Source organism: Thauera sp. WB-2, from assembly GCF_027594845.1.
Lineage (GTDB): Bacteria > Pseudomonadota > Gammaproteobacteria > Burkholderiales > Rhodocyclaceae > Thauera > Thauera mechernichensis.
The window spans coordinates 201,912-225,326 of sequence record NZ_CP088935.1 but is presented as its reverse complement, the minus strand read 5'-3'; the positions used below and the strand labels follow the sequence as shown (position 1 = coordinate 225,326).

15 protein-coding genes are annotated in these 23,415 nt (G+C 66.7%); 9 read left to right on the top strand and 6 right to left on the bottom strand.

All coding sequences use genetic code 11. The features are described 5' to 3' along the window. Positions 1–47 precede the first annotated feature (47 nt). The 4 genes from LQF09_RS00885 to LQF09_RS00870 all read left to right on the top strand — a co-directional run bounded on the left by LQF09_RS00885 (position 48) and on the right by LQF09_RS00870 (position 5,540). A complete protein-coding gene (locus tag LQF09_RS00885; RefSeq protein ID WP_270068920.1) occupies positions 48–1,082 on the top strand; it encodes a LysM peptidoglycan-binding domain-containing protein in 1,035 nt (344 codons plus the stop codon). Positions 1,083–1,119: 37 nt separating this feature from the next. Then, positions 1,120–2,286 carry a DNA-processing protein DprA gene (dprA, locus tag LQF09_RS00880; RefSeq protein WP_002932985.1) on the top strand — a complete coding sequence of 389 codons (1,167 nt, stop codon included), beginning with the start codon at positions 1,120–1,122 and terminating at the stop codon, positions 2,284–2,286. 113 nt (positions 2,287–2,399) lie between these two features. Next, entirely contained in the window at positions 2,400–2,870 is a 471-nt protein-coding gene (locus LQF09_RS00875) for a DUF494 family protein (protein ID WP_002937563.1), read from the top strand. Between the two features lie 105 nt (positions 2,871–2,975). After that, entirely contained in the window at positions 2,976–5,540 is a 2,565-nt protein-coding gene (locus LQF09_RS00870; RefSeq protein WP_270068919.1) for a DNA topoisomerase III, read from the top strand. A gap of 142 nt (positions 5,541–5,682) precedes the next feature. Here LQF09_RS00870 and ipdC read toward each other — a convergent pair whose 3' ends face one another. After that, positions 5,683–7,311 (bottom strand): indolepyruvate/phenylpyruvate decarboxylase, encoded by a 1,629-nt coding sequence (gene ipdC / locus LQF09_RS00865; protein WP_270068918.1) that lies wholly within the window; start codon positions 7,309–7,311, stop codon positions 5,683–5,685. A 121-nt stretch (positions 7,312–7,432) separates the two neighbouring features. Between ipdC and LQF09_RS00860 the strand changes: the two genes are divergently transcribed. Then, the gene (locus tag LQF09_RS00860) at positions 7,433–7,954 is read left to right on the top strand and encodes an Lrp/AsnC family transcriptional regulator (protein ID WP_002932997.1); all 522 of its coding nucleotides are present in this window, start codon (positions 7,433–7,435) and stop codon (positions 7,952–7,954) included. A gap of 67 nt (positions 7,955–8,021) precedes the next feature. Here LQF09_RS00860 and LQF09_RS00855 read toward each other — a convergent pair whose 3' ends face one another. Both LQF09_RS00855 and LQF09_RS00850 read right to left on the bottom strand, forming a co-directional pair. After that, entirely contained in the window at positions 8,022–8,492 is a 471-nt protein-coding gene (locus tag LQF09_RS00855) for a Dps family protein (protein WP_002932999.1), read from the bottom strand. 118 nt (positions 8,493–8,610) lie between these two features. Then, positions 8,611–9,561, bottom strand: a complete 951-nt coding sequence (locus LQF09_RS00850; protein WP_270068917.1) for a hydrogen peroxide-inducible genes activator — start codon at positions 9,559–9,561, stop codon at positions 8,611–8,613. Between the two features lie 134 nt (positions 9,562–9,695). Between LQF09_RS00850 and LQF09_RS00845 the strand changes: the two genes are divergently transcribed. Both LQF09_RS00845 and LQF09_RS00840 read left to right on the top strand, forming a co-directional pair. After that, on the top strand, positions 9,696–11,744 hold the full coding sequence (locus LQF09_RS00845; protein ID WP_270068916.1) for a TonB-dependent receptor plug domain-containing protein: 2,049 nt from the start codon (positions 9,696–9,698) through the stop codon (positions 11,742–11,744). 154 nt (positions 11,745–11,898) lie between these two features. Then, positions 11,899–13,368, top strand: coding sequence for a DegQ family serine endoprotease (locus LQF09_RS00840; protein WP_270068915.1), 1,470 nt, complete (start codon positions 11,899–11,901; stop codon positions 13,366–13,368). A 57-nt stretch (positions 13,369–13,425) separates the two neighbouring features. On the opposite strand, the gene LQF09_RS00835 is transcribed toward LQF09_RS00840, so the two are convergent. Next, positions 13,426–15,051, bottom strand: a complete 1,626-nt coding sequence (locus LQF09_RS00835; protein ID WP_002932210.1) for a methyl-accepting chemotaxis protein — start codon at positions 15,049–15,051, stop codon at positions 13,426–13,428. Between the two features lie 264 nt (positions 15,052–15,315). Between LQF09_RS00835 and LQF09_RS00830 the strand changes: the two genes are divergently transcribed. Further along, positions 15,316–15,768 (top strand): c-type cytochrome, encoded by a 453-nt coding sequence (locus LQF09_RS00830; protein ID WP_002932207.1) that lies wholly within the window; start codon positions 15,316–15,318, stop codon positions 15,766–15,768. A gap of 80 nt (positions 15,769–15,848) precedes the next feature. Here the strand turns inward: LQF09_RS00830 and LQF09_RS00825 are convergent, their stop codons facing one another. Together LQF09_RS00825 and uvrA are read right to left on the bottom strand one after the other, a co-directional pair. Beyond that, positions 15,849–16,535, bottom strand: a complete 687-nt coding sequence (locus LQF09_RS00825) for a cytochrome b/b6 domain-containing protein (protein ID WP_002932194.1) — start codon at positions 16,533–16,535, stop codon at positions 15,849–15,851. 115 nt (positions 16,536–16,650) lie between these two features. Continuing rightward, the gene (uvrA, locus tag LQF09_RS00820; protein ID WP_270068914.1) at positions 16,651–22,440 is read right to left on the bottom strand and encodes an excinuclease ABC subunit UvrA; all 5,790 of its coding nucleotides are present in this window, start codon (positions 22,438–22,440) and stop codon (positions 16,651–16,653) included. 234 nt (positions 22,441–22,674) lie between these two features. Between uvrA and LQF09_RS00815 the strand changes: the two genes are divergently transcribed. Next, positions 22,675–23,319: a DUF1826 domain-containing protein gene (locus LQF09_RS00815; protein ID WP_002932189.1), complete on the top strand. Its 645-nt coding sequence runs from the start codon at positions 22,675–22,677 to the stop codon at positions 23,317–23,319. The last annotated feature ends 96 nt before the right edge of the window (positions 23,320–23,415 follow it).

The window sequence follows — 23,415 nt, the reverse complement described above, 5'->3', positions numbered from 1 at the left end:
CGTTCCAGGGCCTCGTCGGCACGCCCCGCATCTACCGGAAGCGATCAATGACCCGAATTATATTCTCTCTGCTCGTCGCCTTCGCGGCCCTGTTTGGCGCGAGCGCCCACGCTCAATCCGGTGTCCGCCTTGCTGACAACGCACCCGACAGCTACACGGTGGTCCGTGGCGACACCCTGTGGGACATCTCGGGCCGCTTCCTGCAGGAACCCTGGCGCTGGCCCGAAGTCTGGCGCCTCAACCGCGAGCAGATCCGCAACCCGCACCTCATCTACCCGGGGCAGGTCATCCTGCTCGACCGCAGCGGCCCCTGGCTGAGCATCGGCCGGCGCATCGGCGGCACCCAGGACGATCGCGTGCAGCCGCGCATCTACAGCGAAGCACTCGACAGCGCCCTGCCCAGCATCCCGCTGCAGGTAATCGAGCCCTTCCTGAACCGCCCGCTGGTCATCGACGGCCCCCGCCTGGAAGGCTCGGCGACCATCATCGCCACCGAGACCAGCCGCGTGCTGACCGGCACGGGCGACACCATCTTCGCCAAGGACGTCGGCGACGCCGCCGAGGTGTGGCACATCTACCGCCCGGCCAAGCCGCTCGAAGACCCGGTGACGCGCGAAACCCTGGCCTGGGAGGCTGCCTACCTCGGCACCGCGCGCGTGACCGAACGCGGCCAGCCAACCACCCTCGAGGTCACCACCTCGGTCGAGGAAATCGGCGTCGGCGACCTGATGATGCCGAGCGATCGCCCGAGCGTGTTCTCCTTTGCGCCGCATGCGCCCGAGCGCGACGTGAACGGGCGCATCATCTCGATTCATCGCGGCGTGAGCGAAACCGGTCGTCTGCACGTGGTGGCGCTCAACGTTGGCGAACGTGACGGCATCGAGCGCGGCCACGTGCTGGCCCTGTTCCGCAACCGCGGCACGGCCGAATATACCGGCGACGGCGGCAAGGAGACCTTCCAGCTGCCCGAGAAGCGCTACGGCATGGTGTTCGTGTTCCGCGTCTTCGATCGCATCTCCTACGCCCTGGTGATGGAATCCGACGGCCCGGTCACGCTCTCCGACGTCGTACGCCAGCCCTGACGGTCGCCGCCGAGACTCACACGCACTCCCAGGCCTCTTGTCCGCCGATCACGACGACCTCGCCGACTGGTTGCGCCTGAGCTCGCTGCCGGGCCTGGGCGCCGACCGCCAGCGCAGCCTGCTTGCCGCCTTCGGCCTGCCGCGCCACATCTTCGGCGCCGGCCGCAGTGCGCTCGCGGCAGTGGTGGGGGGCGAAGCCGCGGATACAGTGCTCGGCACCCCGCAGGCCGAATGGATGGAGCGCGCGCTCGCCTGGGCGGCCGAGCCCGGCAGCCACGTGCTCACCCTTGCCGACGAAGCCTATCCACGCAGCCTGCTCGACATGGCCGACCCGCCGGTGCTGCTCTACGTCAAGGGCGACCCGGCCCTGCTCCAGCGCCCGGCGATCGCCCTCGTGGGGGCGCGCTCCGCAACCGCTCAGGGAGAGGCCAACGCCGAAGCCTTCGCCCGCGAGCTGGCGGCGCAGGGCTTCACCATCGTCAGCGGGCTTGCTCTGGGTATCGACGCGGCAGCCCATCGCGGCGCACTCGCCGCAGGTACAGCCGGGGGCGGCACGATCGCCGTGATCGGTACCGGAATCGATCGCATCTACCCCGCACGCAACGCAACACTTGCCCGCGACATCGCCCGCTGCGGCGTGGTCGTCAGCGAGTTCCCGCTCGGCACACCGCCACTGCAGCACAACTTCCCGCGCCGCAACCGGCTCATCGCCGGTCTCGGGCAAGGCGTGCTGGTGGTCGAGGCCGCACTCAACAGCGGCTCACTGATCACCGCGCGACTGGCGACCGAATGCGGCCGCGAGGTGTTCGCGATCCCGGGCTCGATCCATTCGCCACTGTCGCGCGGCTGCCACCGCCTGATCCGTGAAGGCGCCAAGCTGGTCGAGACGGCCGAAGACGTCGTCGAGGAATTGCGCGGCCGGCTCGGCTGGGCGGCACCCGAGCGCCCGCACACGGCGGCCGGACGCCGTCGACGCGAACGCAAGGATGCCGCTTCGACGCCGCCGACCATGTCCCAGGCCGAGCTTGCCCTCGACGGCGAGGCGGCACGGGTGCTGCAGATCATCGGCCATGACCCGGTGGACATCGACACGCTGGCCCAGCGCTGCAGCTTGACGGTCGATGCCCTGTACGCCATCCTGCTTCCGCTCGAGCTGGATGGACTCCTCGCGCGCTTGCCCGGGGGGCGCCTCCAGCGCATCTGAATCCGGCCGCACATCACCAGCCGCACGCAAGCACAGCGGGCGAAGCCCTCCATCCGGCATGCCGGTCCTGGAACCGCCCACCACGCTGCCGACCGCCCCAAAATGAGGCCGCCTTGTTCGACATCCTCGTATATCTCTTCGAAAGCTACATCCACGCAGACGCCTGCCCCGAATCCGATCTGCTCGCCCGCAAGCTGTCGGCGGCCGGATTCGACCAGGACGAGATTTCCGAAGCGCTCGACTGGCTGGCCGGCCTGCGCCGCGTGGCACGCGACATCCACCCCGGCATCGCGCCCAGCAGCGGATCGGTACGGATCTACACCGATGAAGAGCAGAAGCAACTCGACGCCCGCTGCCGCGGCTTTCTGAGCCTGCTCGAAAGCGCTGGCGTCCTCGGCGCCGCGCACCGCGAGCTGATCATCGAGCGTGCGATGGCCCTGAACGACTTCACCATCTCGCTGAATCGCCTCAAGGTCATCGTACTGATGGTGCTGTGGCAGCAGGAAGAGCCTATCGACACCCTGATGGTGGACGAGCTCCTCACCGAAGAGGAAGACTGGGCCTACGAACCGACCTTGCATTGAGTGGTCAATCCAGCCTGCTTGCAAGCGCAAGCAGGCTGTCCTTATCATCCGCCGCTTCCCGAACCCCGCGCGCCCGCTGGGCGCCACAGTCGTCTCGACACGAGCATGAGCAAGCAACTGATCATCGCGGAAAAGCCTTCCGTTGCGCAGGACATCGCCCGTGCGCTGGGCGGCTTCACCAAGGAGAAGGACTACTTCGAGTCCGACGAATACGTCTTGTCGTCGGCCGTGGGTCACCTTCTCGAGCTCACCGTGCCCGAGGAGTTCGAGGTCAAGCGCGGCAAGTGGACCTTCGCCCATCTGCCGGTGATCCCGCCCCACTTCGCGGTCAAGCCGATCGAGAAGACCGAGGATCGGCTCAAGCTGCTCACCCGGCTCATCAAGCGCAAGGACGTCACCGGCCTCATCAATGCCTGTGACGCGGGCCGCGAGGGCGAGCTGATCTTCAACTTCATCGCCCAGCACGCGGGCAGCAAGAAGCCGATGCAGCGCCTGTGGCTGCAGTCGATGACCGCACAGGCGATCCGCGACGGCTTCGCCCATCTGCGCGCCGCGCAGGACGTCGAGGGCCTGCGCAACGCGGCGATCTGCCGCGCCGAATCCGACTGGCTGATCGGCATCAACGGCACGCGCGCGATGACCGCGTTCAACTCCAAGACCGGCGGCTTCCACCTCACCACCGTGGGCCGGGTGCAGACGCCGACGCTGGCGATGGTGGTCGAGCGCGAGGACCGCATCCGCAAGTTCAAGTCGCGCGACTACTGGGAACTCGAGGCGCGCTTTGGCTGCGCCGCCGGCGAGTACCCGGGGCGCTGGTTCGACGAGAAGTTCAAGAAGCCCGAGGGCGACGAGCACGCCACCGCCTTCCGCCTGTGGGACAAGGCCCAGGCCGAGGCCATCCGCAGCAAGTGTGCAGGCAAGCCGGGCGTGGTCAGTGAAGAGGCCAAGCCCTCCACCCAGTTGTCGCCGCTGCTGTTCGATCTCACCAGCCTGCAGCGCGAGGCCAACGGCCGCTTCGGCTTCTCCGCCCGGGTGACGCTGCAACTCGCCCAGGCGCTGTACGAGAAGCACAAGGTGCTGACCTACCCGCGTACCGACGCGCGCGCACTGCCCGAGGACTACCTCGCCACGGTGAGCGAGGTCATGCGCACGCTGCCCGACCAGTACGCGCCCTTCGCCAACGAGATCGCCAAGCACGGCTGGGTGAAGCCCAACAAGCGCATCTTCAACAACGCCAAGATCTCCGACCACTTCGCGATCATCCCCACCGGCGCACTGCCGAAGAACCTGTCCGAAGCCGAACACAAGATCTACGACCTCGTCACCAAGCGCTTCCTGGCGGTTTTCTACCCCGCGGCCGAGTACCAGATCACCACCCGCATCACGCGCGTCGAGGGCGAGGCCTTCAAGACCGAGGGCAAGGTGCTGGTCAATCCGGGCTGGCTGGCGGTGTATGGCAAGGAAGCGGCCAACGACGAGAAGGATGCCAAGGACGGCAGCGCACCGCAGCTGGTCGCTGTGAAGCAGGGCGAAACGGTGTCCACCGAGGACATCACGGTCAAGTCGCTGCAGACCAAGCCGCCAGCGCGCTTCAACGAAGCCACGCTGCTCTCCGCAATGGAAGGCGCGGGCAAGATGGTCGACGACGAGGAATTGCGCGCGGCGATGGCCGAACGCGGTCTCGGCACGCCAGCCACCCGCGCGCAGATCATCGAAGGCCTGATCAGCGAGCAGTACATCCATCGCGAAGGCCGCGAACTGATCCCGAGCGCCAAGGCCTTCTCGCTGATCACGCTGCTGAAGGGACTGGGCGTCACCGCGCTGACCTCGCCCGAACTCACCGGCGGCTGGGAATACAAGCTCGCGCAGATGGAGCACGGCAAGCTCAGCCGCGAAGCCTTCATGAACGAGATCGCCGAGATGACGCGCGAGGTCGTCGAGCGCGCAAAGCGCTACGAGTCCGACACCGTGCCAGGCGAGTTCGTGACGCTGCAGACGCCGTGCCCGAAGTGCGGCGGCGTCGTGAAGGAGAACTACAAGAAGTTCGCCTGCCAGGCCTGCGACTGGAGCACCTGGAAGATCGTCGCCGGTCGCCAGTTCGAGTACGACGAGATCGAGACCCTGCTGCGCGAGGGCAAGGTCGGCCCGCTGCTCGGCTTCCGCAACAAGATGGGGCGCCTGTTCAATGCCGACATCGTGTTGAACGAGGACAAGCAGCCCACCTTCGACTTCGGCCAGCCCAAGGAGGGCGAGGAGGCCGAGGCGGTGGACTTCTCCGCGCAGGAGGCCGTCGGTGCCTGCCCGAAGTGCGCCAGCCGGGTGTACGAGCACGGCATGGCCTATGTGTGCGAGAAATCGGTGGGACCAGGCAAGAGCTGCGATTTCCGCTCCGGCAAGATCATCCTGCAGCAGCCAATCGAACGCGAGCAGATGGCCAAGCTGCTGACCGAGGGCAAGACCGACCTGCTCAAGGGCTTCGTGTCGGCACGCACGCGGCGCAAGTTCTCCGCCTTTCTGGTGCGCGGCAAGGACGGCAAGGTTGGCTTCGAGTTCGAAGCCAAGGCACCGAAGGCGACCAAGCCCGCAGCGGCGAAGGCGGGCGAAACCGCAGGCGAGGGTGCTGAAGCACCCGCTCCGCGCAAACGCAGCACCACGCGCAAGGCGAGCTGAACAGACCAGAAAGCTCGCGACTTGCGTCGCGCCTACAGCGAGGCCGCACGCGGCGCGGTTTTCCGCGTGGGAGCGGCACCCGCCGCGAGGGGTTGAAGGCGATGCCCCCTTCAACCCCCTCGGCCGCGCACGCCGATCCGGTTCAGCCCGATTTGGCGGCGTTCAGGCGCTTGACCCCGGCGACGAAGCGCGACAGCGTCTCGGACAGCACACCACGCGGGATCATCACTTCGATGAGCTGGAAACGCCCACGCGTCGCCATCGCACGATCCAGCGCCTGCTTGAGCTGGGCCCGGGTGTGCACGCGCACGCCGTCGCCGCCCATGCCCGCGGCCATCTGCGCGAAGCCCCAGTCGTCGAGATCATTGAAGCCCGACTCGGGCTGGAAGGTGCGCAGCATCTCCCAGCTGCTGTTGTTGAACAACAGCACGATCGGATCCCAGCCGTAGCGTCGGCAGTTGCCCAGTTCCCAACCCGTCATCTGAAAGGCGCCGTCGCCAACGAGGATGAGCGGACGCTGGCCCGTAGCCGCCTGCAGGCCGAGGCCCGCGGGCACACCAAAACCCATCGTGGCGTAATAGCCCGGCGCCACCAGGGCGGTGTGCTCGATGTCCATCGCGGTGAACAGGCAGTCGCCCATGTCGGAGGCGATCGGCAGCTTGCCATGCTCGGCCATCAGGTCATTGACGGCCAATGCCACGTCGGCTGGCGCGATGGTGGCCTCGTCGGCCACCAGGCCATGCGGGAAAGCCGGGCGCGACACCTCGAAGTGTTTCGCCGCCGGGGGCACGCAGGCAAGCAGGCCATCGACGAGCGCATCGAGCGGGATGCGTGGGTAGGTGTGGTAACCCATCGTCACCCGTCCCTCCAGCGCCTGGATGGTCTTGCGCAGGTCGATGTGCTTCTCTGACACCGCGAAGTTGGTGTCCGAGATGATCACGCCGAGCAGGAACAGACCGTCGGAGTCCTCCACCAGCCGCGTCACCTCGGGCAGGCCGGCCAGGCCCATGTAGGTACCCACCAGCGGTGCGCCATGATCTGCAAGCAGGCCGCGGCCCATGAAGCTGGTCACCACCGGCAGGCCAAGGCGGCGCGACAGCTCGGCGACCTTGTCCTCGAGCCCGAAGCGGCGCACCTCGACACCCACCATCAGCACCGGCGCGGATGCGCGCCCGATACGTTCGAGGATCTCTGCGACACACGCCTGCAGCGCCTCGCCATCGACCGCTGGCGGCGGCTCGGCGATCACCGCTGCGCAGGGCTGGGCGACCATGTCGCGCGGGATCTCGATGTACACCGGCTGCGAGTTGCGCAGGCAATTGGCGAGGACGCGCGCGATGTCGGCGGGCGCGCGCGCTGCATCGTCCAGACGCACCTGATCGCAGGTGATCTCACGGAAGATCTGGAACTGGGAGTCGAGCGTCTTGGCCTGGTGATGCAGCAGCAGCCCGGAGTTCGACTCGCCGCGGCCCGGACCGCCGGACAGGACCACCAGCGGTGATTTCTCGGCATACGCTGCGGCCACCGAGTTGATCATGTTGAGCGCACCTGCGCCGTAGGTTACCGCGGCCACGCCCAGTCCGCCGCCGATGCGTCCGGCCGCGTCGGCGGCGAAGCCCACCCCTGGCTCATGCGAGAGCGTATGCAGGGGCAGGATCTTCGATTCCTCGATGATGCGGAAATAGGGCAGGGCGAAGTCGCCCGGGATGCCGAAGATCTGCCGCGCGCCATGCGCCTTGAGCGCATGCAGCAAGGATTCGGTAAGCGTCATGGGGTGTCTCCTCAGGTGGTCTTGTGAGGAGCATTATGCTGCGCATCCCACACATAAAGTGCGCGTTATTCGCGCATTTATCGGTAATATGCGCACAATTCATGCATATTAAAGCACATAAATGAGCACTTTCACCGTAGACCGTCAGGATCTGGCACTCCTCGATGCCCTGCAGCGCAGCGGCAATGCCACCAATGCCACGCTTGGCGAACAGGTCCACCTGTCCGCATCCCAGGTGAGCCGGCGCCTGCAGCGCCTGCAGGAAGGCGGACTGATCGCCGGTTACGCCGCACTGCTGAACCCCGCAGCCGTCGGCCTGGGCGTCACCGCCTTCGCCCATGTCGTGCTCGAGCGCCAGGGCGGGGCACGCAGCGAAGCCTTCGAAGCCGCCGTCGCCGGCTTGCCCGAGGTACTCGAGTGCTTTTCGGTGAGCGGCAACGCCGACTACGTACTGCGCCTGGTCGCTCCCGACCTGGCCGCTTTCTCCGAACTGATGATGAAGCGCGTGCTGTGCCTGCCCGGCATCGCCAACGTGAAGACCGACATCGTGCTCGGCCGCGTGAAGCAGACCCATGTCCTGCCCCTGGACCACATCACCCAGCCCAGCCAGCCCAGGCAACGCGTGCGCTTTTCCGGAGGCTGAAATGAGGACGGGCCCCGCAGGGCCCGTATGCAACTCCGCGCGCCGACCGGCGCGGCTGCACTCAAGCTCAGGCTTCGAGCAGGCTGCGCAGCATCCAGGCGGTTTTCTCGTGCACCTGCATGCGCTGGGTCAGCAGGTCGAGCGTAGGCTCGTCGCTCGCCTTGTCGGCGACCGGCGCGATGCTGCGTGCGGTCTTGATCACCGCTTCCTGGCCCTGGACGAGCAGGCGGATCATGTCCTGCGCCGAGGGTACCCCGTCCGGCTCACTCATGCTGGTGAGCTTCTGGAACTCCTTGTAGGTGCCGGGCGCCGGGAAGCCCAGCGCGCGGATGCGCTCGGCGATCTGGTCAACTGCGAGTGCGAGTTCGTTGTATTGCGCCTCGAACATGAGGTGCAGCGTGTTGAACATCGGCCCGGTGACGTTCCAGTGGAAATTGTGTGTGGTCAGGTACAGGGTGTAGCTGTCCGCCAACAGGCGCGAAAGGCCCTCGGCGATCTTGGCGCGATCCTTCTTGGTGATGCCGATATCGATTTCCATGTCGCTTCTCCTGTGATTGATGCGCTGGAGCGGCTGCGTCCAGCCGGGATGGTTCAATCGTAAGCCAATCGGTCCAATGAATCCAATTGATCGCCGGAATACCTTTCATGCCGCAGGGCTATGCCTGGCGCAGCCCCGTATCCACCTGTGGAACACGCCCCACCGGCCGTACCCCGGGCAGTTCGCTGTCCAGGATCGCCGCTCGTAGCACGTCGATCGCCCCGCTGCGCGGGTAGGTGACACGCCACGCCAGGGCGACACGGCGCTGAGGCTCGGGGTCGCTGAACGGCCGTACCGCGACCAAGGGGTTCTGCGCCGACATCTCGTCGACCGCCGAACTGGGCAACACCGTCACGCCGAGACCCGTGGCCACCATGTGGCGGATGGTCTCGAGCGAACTGCCCTCCAGCGTGCGCTGCAGCCCGCCGATGTTGCGGCAGCTCGGGCACACCTCGAGCACTTGCTCGCGGAAGCAGTTGCCCGCGCCAAGCAGCAACAACTGGTCGTCGGCGAGGTGCTCGGCCGAGACCGACTCATCCTGCGTCCACGGATGGGCCGACGGCATCAGCACCCGGAACGGCTCGTCGTAGACCGGCTGGGCGACGATGCCGGTCTCCTCGAACGGCAGGCTGATGATGATGACATCGAGCTCGCCGCGCTTGAGCGACTCGGCCAGGCGAGCGGTGAAGTTCTCCTGGATGATCAGCGGCATGCGCGGCGCAAGCTGGTGCACGCGCGGGATCAGGCGCGGCAGCAGGTAAGGGCCGATGGTGTAGATCACCCCTACGCGCAGCGGGCCTGCAAGCGGATCCTTACCCGCCGCGGCGATCTCCTGGATCTGGCTCGCCTCCATCAGCACCTTCTCTGCCTGCGCGACGATGCGGCGACCGGTCTCGGTGATCTTGACCTCGGAGGCGCTGCGCTCGAAGAGCTGGACGCCGAGCTCCTCCTCGACCTTCTTGACCGCCACAGACAGCGTCGGCTGTGACACATGGCATTTCTCGGCCGCACGGCCGAAATGACGCTCGTACGCCAACGCGACGAGGTAGCGGAGATCGGTCAGGGTCATGGCGTTTATGCGTTCCGGAAAAGGAATGGAGCCTGAAGCGGATAGCTGGGGATGTTACAGCTTCCAATGCCCTCCTGCGCGACCGGCGGCTCACCGCTATACTTCGCCAGCCCTGACTCAGCTCAAACCCATCGATGCGCTCCCACTCCGGTACTGCCGGCGGACTGGCCCTGATTCTCACCGCAAGCCTGTGCGCAGGACAGGTGCGGGCAGAAGACAGCTTCTTCGCACCGCTGCCGGTCGTGCTCAGCGCCTCGCGCCTGCCCCAGACCCTGCACGACAGCCCGGCTGCGGTCACGGTATTCGATGCGGACTTCATCGCTGCCACCGGCTACCGCGACCTCAGCCGCCTGATGCGGCTCGTCCCCGGCTTCCAGGTTGGCCAGGAACGCGGCAACGCACACTGGGTCACCTACCATGGCCTGGGCATGGACTATCCACTGCAGATGCAGGTCCTGATCGACGGGCGCTCTTATCCTGCGCCCTCGTTCAACTCTTCGGCGGAGCGCATCTCGCTGCAGGATATCGAGCGCATCGAGGTGGTACGCGGCTCGAACTCCGCCGCCTTCGGCTCGAACGCCTTCCTGGGCATCGTCAACATCCGCACCCGGCATAGCGCCGACAACACCGGAACAAGCCTGCGTCTGAGCCGTGGCGCGCCCGGTATCCTGGACGTCAGCGCGCGCCATGCCGTCGAATCGGCCCCGCTCAGCCTGCGCATCAGTGCGCAGCACGAGGCCGACGAAGGCTTTGCCGGGCTGCATGATGGTCGCCGCACGAACCTTTTGTCGGTGCGGGGAGATCTCCAGCTCGACGAACGCAACGAGCTCAACCTCAATGCGGTGTTTGCCGAGGGCCGGCGCGACGCGGGCTATGAGCGCTCCTTCTTCAACAGCGCCGGCATGCGCGAATCGCAGCACGCCAACCGCACCTTGCACCTGCGCTGGCGCCACGTCGCCGCGGCCGAAGAGGAGTGGCTGGTATCGGCCTACTGGAATCGCCAGCGCGTGCGTGACGAATGGCGGCTGGATTCGCGCATCAACCCCCCGCTCCCGCTCGCGCCTGGCGTTGCCTTCGGTGCCGACGTCGGCAACACCGCAGTGACCGACCAGCACAGTCTCGAAGTCGAGCACCGCTGGCGCCTCGATCCCGCCACACGCGTGCTGTGGGGCGCCGAATGGCGGCATGTCGAGCAGGCCTCGCCCTTTTATTTCCACGCTGCCAAGGCGCACCAGCGCAGCGAGCAGCGCCTGTTCGCCAATCTGGAATGGCGCAGCGCACCGGCATGGCTGTGGAACTTCGGCGGCATGGTGGAGAAGCTCGGTGGCGATGCCGCTCGTTTTGCGCCACGCGTATTCCTCAACTGGCAGGCCGCTCCCGACATGACCTGGCGTCTCGGCCACTCGCGCGCCTGGCGCCAGCCCGGACTTTTCGAACGCAATGCCGATGTGCGCATCGTTTCCGACACCGGTGCGCTGCTGCAGCAACGCCAGCTTCCCAATCCGGCCCTGAGGCCGCAGCGCATCGACGCCTTCGAACTCGGCTTCCTGGGCGTACTGCCTGACCAGCGCAGCACCCTCGACGTGCGCCTGTTCCATGAGCGCATCGATGATCTCATCGTGCGCCAGCCCGGACCGCTCATCACCGACCTGCCCCGCACCGGCGACGCGGGCTACCTTGCCTTCCTGGAGACCCTGCGCAGCACGCGCTGGGAGAACTACGCCGGCGAGGTCCGCCTCAGCGGACTCGAGTACCAGTTGCGCACCAGCCCATGGCCCGGGACCGAGTTCATCCTGTCGCACAGCATGATCGATCGCCGCGCCGCGGACGACCGCATCCGCGGCAATACCGCACCCTACTCCGGCAGCCTGAGCTGGCTGCAACGCGTCGGCCCCTGGCAATCGATGCTGAGCGTACTGCGCATGGGACCGATCGACGCCGGCTTCAGCTACGTGCCCGGCTTCAGCTACACCGTGCCTGCGTACACCACCGTGGACTGGAGTGCAGCGCGCAGCTTCCGCCTTGAACACGGCACCCTGAGCTTGCGGCTGAGCGCGATCAACCTGCTCGGCCGCCACCAGGAACTGGCCAACCGGCCACTGCAGGCACAGGCGGAGTATCGCAACCGGCCGGCGAACCAGGCCGGGCGACAGGTCCATGTCACGCTGCAGGCGGAATTCTGACGCCCCTGGCGGGCAGGCAGAGGCGCCGGCCTTGAAGTCACGCCCGCTCGGCCCGATCTGAAAGCGGACGTGTCGTCGGGAACAGGATGCGGATTCCCGCGTCTACGCACTCGTGCACGTCCATCAACTTCCACGACCACGCGTGAATACCGATATGAAGAAGATCATTGCCGTCAGTGCCCTCGCCGTCGCGCTTGCAGCGGCGCTCCCGCAGGGGGCCTTCGTGTCGCCGGCCATGGCGCAGGCGACCGCTCCCTCCATGGTGTCGCCCAACCGCTACGGGCTGCCGGACTTCGGCGACCTGGTCGAGCAGGTCGGACCTGCGGTCGTCAACATCAGCGTCGTCCAGCGCCAGGCACAGGGCGTCACCGGTGAGAACCCGTTCGCGAACGACCCCTTCTACGACTTCCTGCGTCGCTTCGGGGTACCCATGCCGGGATTCCCGGGCCAGCCGGGCATGGGGCCGCGCGCACGCCAAGGCATCGGCTCGGGTTTCATCGTCAGCCAGGACGGCTATGTGCTGACCAATGCCCATGTGGTGGCAGGCGAGAACGCGGATGCCGCGCTGTCCGAGGTCATCGTGCGGCTGATCGACAAGCGCGAGTTCAAGGCAACGGTGGTGGGGGTTGACCGCCGCACCGACGTCGCCCTGCTCAAGATCGACGCGCAGAACCTGCCCACCCTCAGGATCGGCAATGCCGACGACGCCCGCGTCGGCGAGTGGGTGGTGGCGATGGGCTCACCCTTCGGATTCGACAACACGGTCACCGCCGGCATCATCTCGGCCAAGGCGCGCCGCCTGCCGGACGAGACCTACGTACCCTTCATCCAGACCGACGTCGCGATCAACCCGGGCAACTCGGGCGGCCCCTTGTTCAACCTCGCGGGCGAAGTGATCGGCATCAATTCGCAGATCTACTCGCGCTCGGGCGGCTTCATGGGCATTTCGTTCGCAATCCCGATCGACGTTGCCATGAACGTCAAGGACCAGCTCGTCGCCCACGGCCGTGTCCAGCGCGGCCGCCTGGGCATTGCCATCCAGGGCGTCGACAAGGAGCTTGCCCAGTCCTTCGGGCTGGCCGAGGCTCACGGCGCGCTGGTGGCCAGCGTCGACCCGGGCAGCGCGGCGGAGAAGGCCGGCCTGCAGCCCGGTGACGTGGTGCTGCAAGTGGATGGCCGGCGCATCTCCGATTCGGCCGAACTGCCGCGCGTAATCGGCGAGAAACGCCCGGGGACCCAGGTGCGCATGGAGATCTGGCGCGATGGCCGCAGCCGCAGCGTCACCGCAACGCTCGACGAACTGACCACCGATACGGTGGCCGCAGCCGACCCCCTGCCCAGCCAGGTGGAAAAGCTGGGCGACAAGCTCGGGCTGAGCGCACGCGCCCTCACCGCCCAGGAGGCTTCCGAACTGCGGCTGCGCGGCGGCCTGGCCGTGGAGAGCGTCGATGGCGCCGCCGCGCGTGCCGGATTGCAGCGCGGCGATGTAATCCTGGCCATCAACAACCAGCCGGTGACCACCATCGCCGAGTTCCGCGCTCAGTTGCAGCGTTCGGGCAACCGCTTCGCACTGCTGATCCAGCGCGGCAGCGCACGCATCTTCGTCCCCGTCCGCATCGAATAAGTCATTCGACACGCTGGCGGGGGCTGCAGCACGTGTGTTGCAGCCCCCCGCCAGCGTTCAGAAGCGGAACCGCGATACCGAATCCTGCAGCTGTGCTGCCAGCGCCTCCAGGTGGCGTGCAGCCTCCACGGTCTGATCGACGGTGCGGCCGTTGTCCTGGGCCATGCCGGCGATCTCGCTGATGCTGGAAGTCACCGACTGGCTCGATACCCGCTGCGAACCGGTGGCCTGCGCGATGTGGTCCAGCCCGTCCACGACCTCTACGACCAGCACATTGGCCGAATCGAGCACCTGGCTCACCGTTTCAGCTACTGCGCGGCTCGACTCGATGTGATGCAGGCCATCCTCGATCGAACCCTGAACGGAATCCGAGCGGCTGCTGATCTCGCGCGTCAAGGCATCGATCTCGCCTGCCGAGCGCGCGGATTTCTCTGCCAGCTTGCGCACTTCGTCGGCCACCACGGCAAAGCCACGGCCCTGCTCGCCTGCCCGCGCCGCTTCGATCGCCGCATTGAGTGCAAGCAGGTTGGTCTGCTCGGCAATGTCCCGCACTTCGCTCGTCATGCGCGAGATCGCCTGCGTCGAGCCAACAAAGTCGCTCACCGCATCGGCCATCTGCTTGACGGTGGCTTCGACCTGGCCCACCTCGCCGACAAGTCGCCGCAGGCTCTCCTGCCCTTCCCGAGCGCGCTGCAAGCTGTCATGCGAACGCGCACGCACGGCCTCGGTGCGCTCGGCAATGCTGGAGATGTTGCCCATCATGGCGTCGACGGTCTCCGCCGCGTTTGCCGATGTGGCGCGCTGGCGTTGCGAGCCCTGGGCAACTGCCGTGGCGCTTCCGGCCAGCTGCCCGGCCGCGTTGGTGACTGCCGAGGCCGACTGCGCGACCTGGCGTACCAGTGCGGCCAGGGTTGCCAGCATTTCATTGAAGGTGAGCGCGGTGCGCCCGATCTCGTCGTGGCCACCCACTTCCAGGCGCCGGGTCAGGTCACCACCGCCTTGCGCAATCTGTGCCAGGCCTTCATTGAGGTGAGACAGCGGACGACTGACGAAGCGACGGATGAACAGATAGACGAAACCGATCAGCGGCAAGGAGACGAGGAAGGCAAACACGATGCTCTGGTTGCGAAAATCGATCACCGCCGCATTGGCCTTGTCGAGCGAAATCCGCATCGACACCGCACCGAGCGGTGTGCGATCGGCGACCTGGTGACATGCGATGCAATCCTTTCCCAGCCAGTCGCGCAAGGCGAGAGACGGGATCACCACACGCAGATGCTCGCCATGCTCGGCATTGTGCTCGACCCGCATCGTGGTCCGGCCCTCGGCCAGGGCCAGGCGTTCGTCGGCATCGCCACCGACCGTCGGCAAGCCGCCGTCGCCGAAGACCTTGCTCACTGCCTCACCACGGATCACCTTGAGGTCGCGCACGACGCTGAGTTCCTTGATCTGGTCAAGGAACACGTCGCGTTGACCGACCGTACCCGTGATCATCATGCCGGTGAGGCCGGCCATGGTCATCTCATTGATGCTGCCGGCAAAGTCCTTGGCCTGCTCGATCGCCATGTTGCGGTTGACCCGTGTCTCCCACGCGATCATCCCACCCCAGGCCACGACCAGCATGAGCCAGATCACCAGGGTGAGGCGAAGCCAGATCGGTGTATCAGCCAGACGGCGCATCATTCATCTCCTTGTCCGCAGGGACATATCCCTTGCTTGCTGTTTCTTGCTTATAGACTGCTTATTACGACGCCGTCGCGGCAGGCTTTAACACTACGCACGCGATTGCCTCCGCTCATACGAGCGGAATATCATCGCTTGTCGATATGCGATGTGCTGAACCAATCCGCAAGGCGCACTGTCGCAAGGCGGTCAGTCAGCAACCCACATGCCCGCTGTGCCGCTGCCGACACGCATTACCCTTCCCACAACGCTAAGAGGTCGTCAATGAAGAAATCCATCCTGTTCGGCGTCATCGCCCTGTCCGTTGCAGCCACCGCTTCCGCTCAGGTCAAGCCGGAAGACCAGATCAAGTTCCGCCAGGCCGGCTACAGCTTCATGAGCTGGAACATGGGCAAGATCAAGGCCAACGTTGAAGGCGAGTTCAACGCGCAGCAGGTGCAGGCCGCTGCCAACGCCATCGCAGCCATCGCGGGTTCGGGCATGGGCGCACTGTACGGCCCGGGCACCGACAAGGACATCGGCGACCGCAAGACGCGCGCCAAGCCCGAACTGTTCCAGAACATGGAAGATGTCGGCAAGCTGGCGATGGATTTCAACGCCGCTGCAGCGAACCTGGCACAGGCTGCCGCCAGCGGTGACAAGGCCGCGGTGCAGAAGGCCTTCGGCGAAACGGGCGCCACCTGCAAGGCCTGTCACGACAAGTACCGCGCCGACTGACCCGGCACGGTACTTGTACTCCAACGACAAAGCCACCCAAGGGTGGCTTTGTCGTTCTCTACGCCAGGCAAGGGACGACCTTACCAGGCGGGTACCGGAGGCGGTGGCGGTGGCGCAATGAAGCTGCCCGTCGCCGCGTAAAGCACGGCAGCCGTGATCGCCAACGCAAGCAGCAAAGCCACGATGCCGCCACCCTGCGCGGCTTGGGCATCGGCCTCATCGACCTCCTTGTCGCCGGTGATCATCGGCTTGACCAGGTTGTCCTTCTTGAACACGGCATAGAACAGCACTGCCCCCACGTGCAGCGCGACGAGGACGATGATCGGCCAGTAGTTCTGCCGGTGCAGGCCGCTCAACCAATCGCTGGTATCGCCGCTCACCAGCGCGCGCAAGGGGCCGGAAAAAGCGATGTCATCGTTGGCAAAAAGCCCGGTGACCGCCTGGTAACTCATCACGCCGAGCAGGGCGAGCACCGACAGGGCGCCGAGCGGGTTGTGACCAAGCCCGCTCCAGTGACCGCGCAGGTGCGCCCACAGATGAGCGGGGCCCGGGACGAAGTCCGCAAAGCGGGCATAGGTGGAGCCGATGAAGCCCCACACCAGGCGAAAGGTTAGCAGCCCCAGGATGGCAATGCCGACGCGGCCGTGCCACTGGATGAAGCTGCCGCCGAGTTGGCCGGTAACGTAGGCCGCAACCACGAGGACGGCCAGCAGCCAGTGGAACAATCGGGTGGGCAGGTCCCAGACGCGGACTTTACGTGTCGTCATGTGTGTGTCGTTCCATGATCAAAATGCGTGGTGTTGCGAAGAAGGCTGCGCGCCGCAAGATCGTCTGCCCGAGCACAGACCCGGCGTCGGCGCGCGGGTTCCGGCGCACAGGACATCATCCAGCCTTGCGCTGCGCCAGGAACTCGCGCAGATGGCGCCCGGTGTGCGACTCCGGCGTCGCCATCGCCACCTCGGGCGGGCCTTCGGCCACCACCCGGCCGCCGCCATCGCCGCCCTCCGGGCCGAGGTCGATCAGCCAGTCGGCCTCGGCCATGACGTCGAGGTCATGCTCGATCACCAGAACCGTATGGCCAGCATCGGTCAGGCGGTGCAGCACCCGGATCAGCTTGTCGACGTCGGCCATGTGCAGGCCCACCGTCGGCTCGTCCAGCACATACAGGCTGTGCTTGTCGGCCGGCAGCGGCACACCACCCGTGTCTTCGGAGTCACCCGGGCGGCGGCGCACCTTGGCCAGTTCGGTCACCAGCTTGATGCGCTGCGCCTCGCCGCCCGACAGCGTCGGGCTGGGCTGGCCCAGGGTCAGGTAGCCAAGGCCGACGTCCTGCAGCAGCTGCAGCGGGTGGGCGATCGCGGGATGGGCGGAGAAGAAATCCACCGCCTCGTCCACCGGCATCGCCAGCACCTCGGCGACGGTCCTGTCCTTCCAGCGCACCGACAAGGTCTCGGGATTGAAGCGTGCACCGCCGCAGCCCTCGCAGGGCGTCTTCACATCGGGGAGGAAGCTCATCTCGACGGTGGTCTGGCCGGCGCCATCGCAGACCGGGCAGCGCCCGGCGCCGGTGTTGAAGGAAAAGCGCGAAGCGTTCCAGCCGCGGGTGCGGGCGTCGAAAGTGTCGGCGAAGAGCTTGCGGATCGCGTCCCAGAAGCCGACGTAGGTCGCCGGGCAGGAGCGCGGGGTCTTGCCGATCGGGGTCTGGTCGACCTCCAGCACACGGCCGACCTGTTGCCAGCCATGGACGCCCTTGCAGCCGATCAGTGCCTGGTCGACCTCTTCGGGCTGTGCCTTGCCGCGGCGGCGGGCACGGGTGGCCTCGGGGTCTCCAAGGCGGGCGCGCAGGTTGGCGTGGATGACGTCGCGTGCCAGGCTGGACTTGCCCGAGCCGGACACGCCCGTCACCACCGTCAGGCGCGCGAGCGGAATGCGCACCGTCACGTTGCGTAGGTTGTGCAGGCTGGCGCCTTCGATGCGGATCGCCGCATGGTCGTCGGGCACCGCGCGGCGCGGCCGCAGCGGGTGCTGCAGCGGGTGGCGGAAGCATGCGCCGGTGGCGGATTCGGGCGCGGCCAGCAGGTCGTCGATGCCGCCTTCGGCCACCACCCGGCCGCCGCGCACCCCGGCGCCGGGGCCGAGGTCGATGACGTGGTCGGCGCGGCGGATGGTGTCCTCGTCGTGCTCGACCACCAGCAGGGTGTTACCGCGGTCGCGCAGCGCCTCCAGGGTGTCGAGCAGCAGGCGGTTGTCGCGCGGGTGCAGGCCGATGGTCGGCTCGTCGAGGATGTAGCACACGCCGCGCAGGTTGGAGCCGAGCTGCGCCGCCAGGCGGATGCGCTGCGCCTCACCGCCGGACAGCGTGGGCGCGGCACGGTCGAGCGCCAGGTAGCCCAAGCCGACGTGCTGCAGGAAGGCCAGCCGCCCACGGATCTCGCTGACGAGGTCGCGGGCGATGTCGGTTTCGCGCTCGTTCAGCGCCAGATCGGTGAAGAAGCCGGCCGCCTCATCTACTGCTTGTGCCGCGAGCTGGTGCAGGCCGAGCTCGCGGAAGCGCACTGCACGCGCCACCGGATTGAGGCGCGCGCCGTCACAGGCGGGGCAGGGCTCGTCGCTGACGATGACCTCTTCCGCATCGCCCAGGTCGAGCGCGTCCGGGTCCTCGATGCGCGCTGCAGTCTTCAGCCCGGTGCCGTAGCACTTGGGGCACCAGCCGTGCTTGGCGTTGTACGAGAACAGGCGCGGATCGGGCTCGGGGAAGCCGGTGCCGCAGCTCGGGCAGGCGCGAAGGGTAGAGAAGGTGATCGGCGCCGCACCGAGCTTACCGATCTCGAGCACCTTGATCACGCCCTTGCCGATCTCCAGCGCCTGGCGGACGAATTCGCGCAGCGTGGCCTCGTGCTCGGGCTGCACCACCACCATGCCGGTCGGCAGCTCGATGTTGTGTTCCTTGTAGCGGTCCAGCCGTGGCCACTTGGCGGTGGGCAGGTATTCGCCATCGACGCGCAGCTGCGTGTGGCCCTTGCTCCGCGCCCACTTGGCGAGGTCGGTGTATAGGCCCTTGCGGTTGACGACCAGCGGCGCCAGCACTTCGACCGAGGCGCCGCGCAGTTCGCGCTGGATCTGGGCGACGATGGCCTCGAAGCTCTGCGGCGTCACCGGCACGTTGCAATCGGGGCAGAACTGCGTGCCCAGCTTCACGTACATCAGGCGCAGGAAGGGGTGGATCTCGGTCAGCGTCGCCACCGTGCTCTTGCGCCCGCCGCGGCTGGTGCGCTGCTCGATCGCCACCGTGGGCGGGATGCCGAACAGGCCATCGACGTCGGGCCGGCTGGCCGGCTGCACGAACTGGCGCGCGTAGGCGTTGAGCGATTCCAGGTAGCGCCGCTGGCCCTCGCCGAAGACGATGTCGAAGGCCAGGGTGGATTTGCCCGAGCCGGACAGGCCGGTGATCACGGTGAACTGGTCACGCGGGATCTGCAGGCTGACGTTCTTCAGGTTGTGCTCGCGGGCGTGGCGGATCTCTATCGCCGGCGCGGCAATCGGGCGGTAATCCACCCGCGGTTCGGCAGCGACGAGTGATCGCTTCCCCCCTGTAGGAGCGGCGCCAGCCGCGAGCGGTTCTTCCGTCTGGAGATGCGCCAAACCCTCGCGGCTGGCGCCGCTCCTACCGTCGGATGTCTCACCGCTGCGGGTGCGGGCCAGGGCTTCGGCGTATTCGCGCAAGGCGGCGGCGGTGTGCGAATCTGCATGCGCGCGCACGAACTCCGGCGGGCCTTCCACGACGACCGCGCCGCCGCCTTCGCCACCTTCCGGGCCGAGGTCGATGATCCAGTCCGCGGCAGCGATCACGTCCAGGTTGTGTTCGATGACGATGAGTGAATGCCCCGCCTGCAGCAGCTTGTCGAAGGCGCCGAGCAGCTTGGCCACATCCTCGAAGTGAAGTCCTGTGGTGGGTTCATCGAACAGGAAGAGCAACCCGGGGTCGCGATCTTCCCCACGCTTTTCCCCAAAGTTATCCACAGGCCTGGATTTGCGTACAGCTTTCTTCTGCGCTGCCTCGGCGAGGTGGCCGGCGAGCTTGAGGCGCTGCGCCTCGCCGCCGGAAAGCGTCGGCACGGGCTGGCCGAGGCGCAGGTAGTCGAGGCCGACGTCGGCCAGCGGCGCGAGCGCGGCGAGCACCTTGGGGTGCTCGCGGAACACGTCCAGCGCCTCATGTACCGTAAGTTCGAGCACATCAGCAACGGACATTTCTTTCCATTTCAATTCAAGCACTTCCGGCCTGTAACGCTTACCGTCGCAGTCGGGGCAGCGCAGCCAGACGTCGGACAGGAACTGCATCTCGACGTGCTCGAAACCCGAACCAGTACAGGTCGGACAGCGGCCATGGCCGGCATTGAAGCTGAAGGTGCCAGGCGTGTAGCCACGCTGTTTCGCCTCCGGCAGGGCGGCGAACAGGGCGCGGATCGGGTCCCACGCGCCGACATAGCTCACCGGATTGGAGCGCGAACTCTTGCCGATCGGCGATTGGTCCACCATGACCACGCCGCGCAAGTTATCCACATTGTCGAGACGGTCGAAGATCCCGGGTGATTCGACCGCCTCGCCGAAGTGTTTCGCCAGCGCTGGAAACAGCACGTCCTGGATCAACGTCGACTTGCCCGAGCCGGAGACGCCGGTCAGGCAAGTGAGACGCTGCAAGGGGAAGCCGACACGAAGATCACGCAGGTTGTGCTGACGCGCTCCGACCAGCGTCAGCCGCGGGGTGGCGTCATCGACCCGACGCGGCGGGCGATCGACGTCGATGCGCTTCTTCCCCGCCAGCCAGGGGCCGGTCACCGAGTCCGGATTTGCAGCAATCTCGGCCGGCGTGCCGCGCGCGACAATGTTGCCGCCGCGCTCGCCCGGGCCTGGGCCGATCTCCAGCAACTCGTCGGCGGCGACCATCACCTGAGGGTCGTGCTCGACCACCACCAGTGTATTGCCGGCGTCGCGCAGCCGCGTCATCACGCCGAGGATGCGGCCGATGTCGCGCGGGTGCAGCCCGATCGAAGGCTCGTCGAGCACGAACAGGGTGTTCACCAGCGAGGTGCCGAGCGCGGTGGTGAGGTTGATGCGCTGCACCTCGCCGCCCGATAAGGTGCGCGACTGGCGGTCCAGGGTCAGGTAGCCGAGGCCGACGTCGGTGAGGTAATTCAGCCGGCTGCGGATCTCGCCGAGCACCAGTTCGGTGGCCTCGTCAGGGACGCCCGGGATGCGCAGCGCCGCCACCGCCTCGCGGATGCGATCGACCGGCATCGCCATCAGTTCGTGGATCGCCAGCCCGGTCGCCGCGCCCCCTGTAGGGGCGCTGGTCGGCAGGCGCCAGAGCAGGGCGTCGGGTTTCAAGCGCGCGCCGTGGCAGGCCGGGCACTCCGTATAGCTGCGGTAACGCGACAGCAGCACACGGATGTGCATCTTGTAGGCCTTGGTCTTCAGCCAGTCGAAGAAGTGGCGCACGCCATACCAGTAGCGCGGCCACGAGCTGTCCCAGTTCTTCCACTTCGGGTCGCCTTCGAACAACCACTGGCGATGCTCCGGTGGCAGGTCGCGCACCGGGATGTCCATCGCCACACCATACTTCTTCGCCATCTTCTCGAGGTCGGCCTGGCACTCGCGGTAGCTCTCGGTCTGCCACGGCTTCACCGCGCCTTCGGCCAGGGTCTTCGACTCGTCGGGCACCACCAGACCGAAATCCACCCCGATCACCCGCCCGAAGCCGCGGCAGGTCTCGCAGGCGCCGATCGGCGAGTTGAACGAGAACAGACCGGGCGTGGCCTCGGAATAGTGGATGTCGCAGTCCGCGCAATGCAGGCCGGAGGAATAGCGCCACACCGCCTCGCCCGGTGTCCCCGTCCCATTCGGTGTCCCGGATTTGACGCCCTCACCCGACGCATACACCGACAACCGGCCATGGCCGCGCGCCAGCGCCGTCTCCAGCGCCTCGGCCAGGCGAGCATCCTCGGCATTCGACGCGCGGAAGCGGTCCTGCACCACCTGCAGGACGTCGTTGCTCTCGGCGCCGCCCGCGGCGATGCGTTCCTGGATGCGGGTGTAGCCCTGCGCATTGAGCAGGCCGGTCACCTCCGTCTCGCTGAAGTTGGACGGCACCGTCACCGGAAAACACACCACCAGCCGGGGGTCACCTTCCGCCGCCGCGCGCGCACGCAGCTCCGCAGCAATGCTGTCGGCCGAATCGCGCCGCACCGGCTTGCCGCAGCAACGACAGTGCAGGTGCGCGGCGCGCGCATACAGCAGTTTGAAGTGGTCGGCGAGCTCGGTCATCGTGCCCACGGTCGAACGCGAGGTGCGCACCGGGTTGGTCTGGTCGATCGCGATCGCCGGCGGTACACCCTCGATGCGATCCACCTGTGGCTTGTCCATGCGGTCGAGAAACTGGCGCGCATAGGGCGAGAAGGTCTCGACGTAGCGTCGCTGGCCCTCGGCGTACAGCGTGTCGAACACCAGCGAGGACTTGCCCGAGCCAGACACGCCGGTGACCACCGTCAGGCGATTGAGCGGCAGGTCCAGCGAGAGGTTGCGCAGGTTGTTCTGACGCGCGCCACGGATGCGGATGGCGGCTGCGATCGAAGCGGGAGCGTCGACAGGGGTGTAGCGGGGTGCGGAGGCGGACATGAGTGCGGGGCGAAGGCGTGAGCCGCCATTTTAGTCGGCGGAGGTTCGTCTCGGACTCATGGAGCAGGGAGAAAGGTTCCCGCGGGATGACAGCGACGCGATAGCCCGAGACCTCTACGAGACCTCCTCGGCACTCATGCCCAGGACGCTGGGGGTACTTTGGGTCAGCAAATGCAATGTTATATTATTGCATTTGCTGTAGTTTGATCGCCCTAACCTGCCCAGAGAATCCGCATGACCGCCGCGCTCCCGAACCTGGTGACCAGCTGTGCTGCAATCGGCGACGACGCCTTCGGCCTGACTCGCATCTTCGATCCAGCGATTCAGCTCGCCGTTTGGCGCAGGACCCCCGATCCGACGATCGGCAACTGGCTCGAGCGCAATGCGGGCGCACTCGGATGCGGCTTCCGGCAGCTGATCACCCCTGGCCAAACCCCTGTTCTCGACACACTGCCAACGGGCAGCGGGCGTGATGCGCTGGCGGACGATCTCGCCCAACTCGCCGAGATGCTTGCCGAACTGCTCGATGCTCCGGCCATCGGCGTGCGCCTGGAGGTCATCCACAAGGCGATGTGTCCGCGCCTGCACGTCGATCGGGTCGGCGTGCGCATGCTATGCACCTACCGCGGCCCCGGCACCGAGTGGGTCGAGGAACAGTCGATCGACCGCAGCCGCCTTGGCGCTGCATCTGCCGGACTTGCAGACACGCACTCTGGAGTGCTGCGTCCGGACCACTGCATCGAGTCCATTCCGCTTTATGCCGCTGCCCTGCTCAAGGGCAGCCTCTGGCAGGACAACACCGGGCGCGGAATCGTCCACCGCTCGCCCGCCGTGTCCAGCCCGCCTCGCGTGCTGGCTGCATTCGATGCGGCATGGTGAGCCGGACTCACTGGCTACAATCAATATCAATATCGATTATCATTAACAAAAGCACTGACTGGGTACCGATCACCTGGGCCGCAGCATGGTCGCCCG

What these genes read in the sequence shown, in the direction of transcription:
- LQF09_RS00860 (WP_002932997.1), top strand. Translation starts at nt 7,433, where the DNA reads ATGAGCACTTTCACCGTAGACCGTCAGGATCTGGCACTCCTCGATGCC.
- LQF09_RS00830 (WP_002932207.1), top strand. Translation starts at nt 15,316, where the DNA reads ATGAAGAAATCCATCCTGTTCGGCGTCATCGCCCTGTCCGTTGCAGCC.
- LQF09_RS00885 (WP_270068920.1), top strand. Translation starts at nt 48, where the DNA reads ATGACCCGAATTATATTCTCTCTGCTCGTCGCCTTCGCGGCCCTGTTT.
- LQF09_RS00815 (WP_002932189.1), top strand. Translation starts at nt 22,675, where the DNA reads ATGACCGCCGCGCTCCCGAACCTGGTGACCAGCTGTGCTGCAATCGGC.
- LQF09_RS00850 (WP_270068917.1), bottom strand. Translation starts at nt 9,561, where the DNA reads ATGACCCTGACCGATCTCCGCTACCTCGTCGCGTTGGCGTACGAGCGT.
- LQF09_RS00840 (WP_270068915.1), top strand. Translation starts at nt 11,899, where the DNA reads ATGAAGAAGATCATTGCCGTCAGTGCCCTCGCCGTCGCGCTTGCAGCG.
- LQF09_RS00855 (WP_002932999.1), bottom strand. Translation starts at nt 8,492, where the DNA reads ATGGAAATCGATATCGGCATCACCAAGAAGGATCGCGCCAAGATCGCC.
- LQF09_RS00825 (WP_002932194.1), bottom strand. Translation starts at nt 16,535, where the DNA reads ATGACGACACGTAAAGTCCGCGTCTGGGACCTGCCCACCCGATTGTTC.
- LQF09_RS00835 (WP_002932210.1), bottom strand. Translation starts at nt 15,051, where the DNA reads ATGATGCGCCGTCTGGCTGATACACCGATCTGGCTTCGCCTCACCCTG.
- ipdC (WP_270068918.1), bottom strand. Translation starts at nt 7,311, where the DNA reads ATGACGCTTACCGAATCCTTGCTGCATGCGCTCAAGGCGCATGGCGCG.
- uvrA (WP_270068914.1), bottom strand. Translation starts at nt 22,440, where the DNA reads ATGTCCGCCTCCGCACCCCGCTACACCCCTGTCGACGCTCCCGCTTCG.
- LQF09_RS00845 (WP_270068916.1), top strand. Translation starts at nt 9,696, where the DNA reads ATGCGCTCCCACTCCGGTACTGCCGGCGGACTGGCCCTGATTCTCACC.
- LQF09_RS00870 (WP_270068919.1), top strand. Translation starts at nt 2,976, where the DNA reads ATGAGCAAGCAACTGATCATCGCGGAAAAGCCTTCCGTTGCGCAGGAC.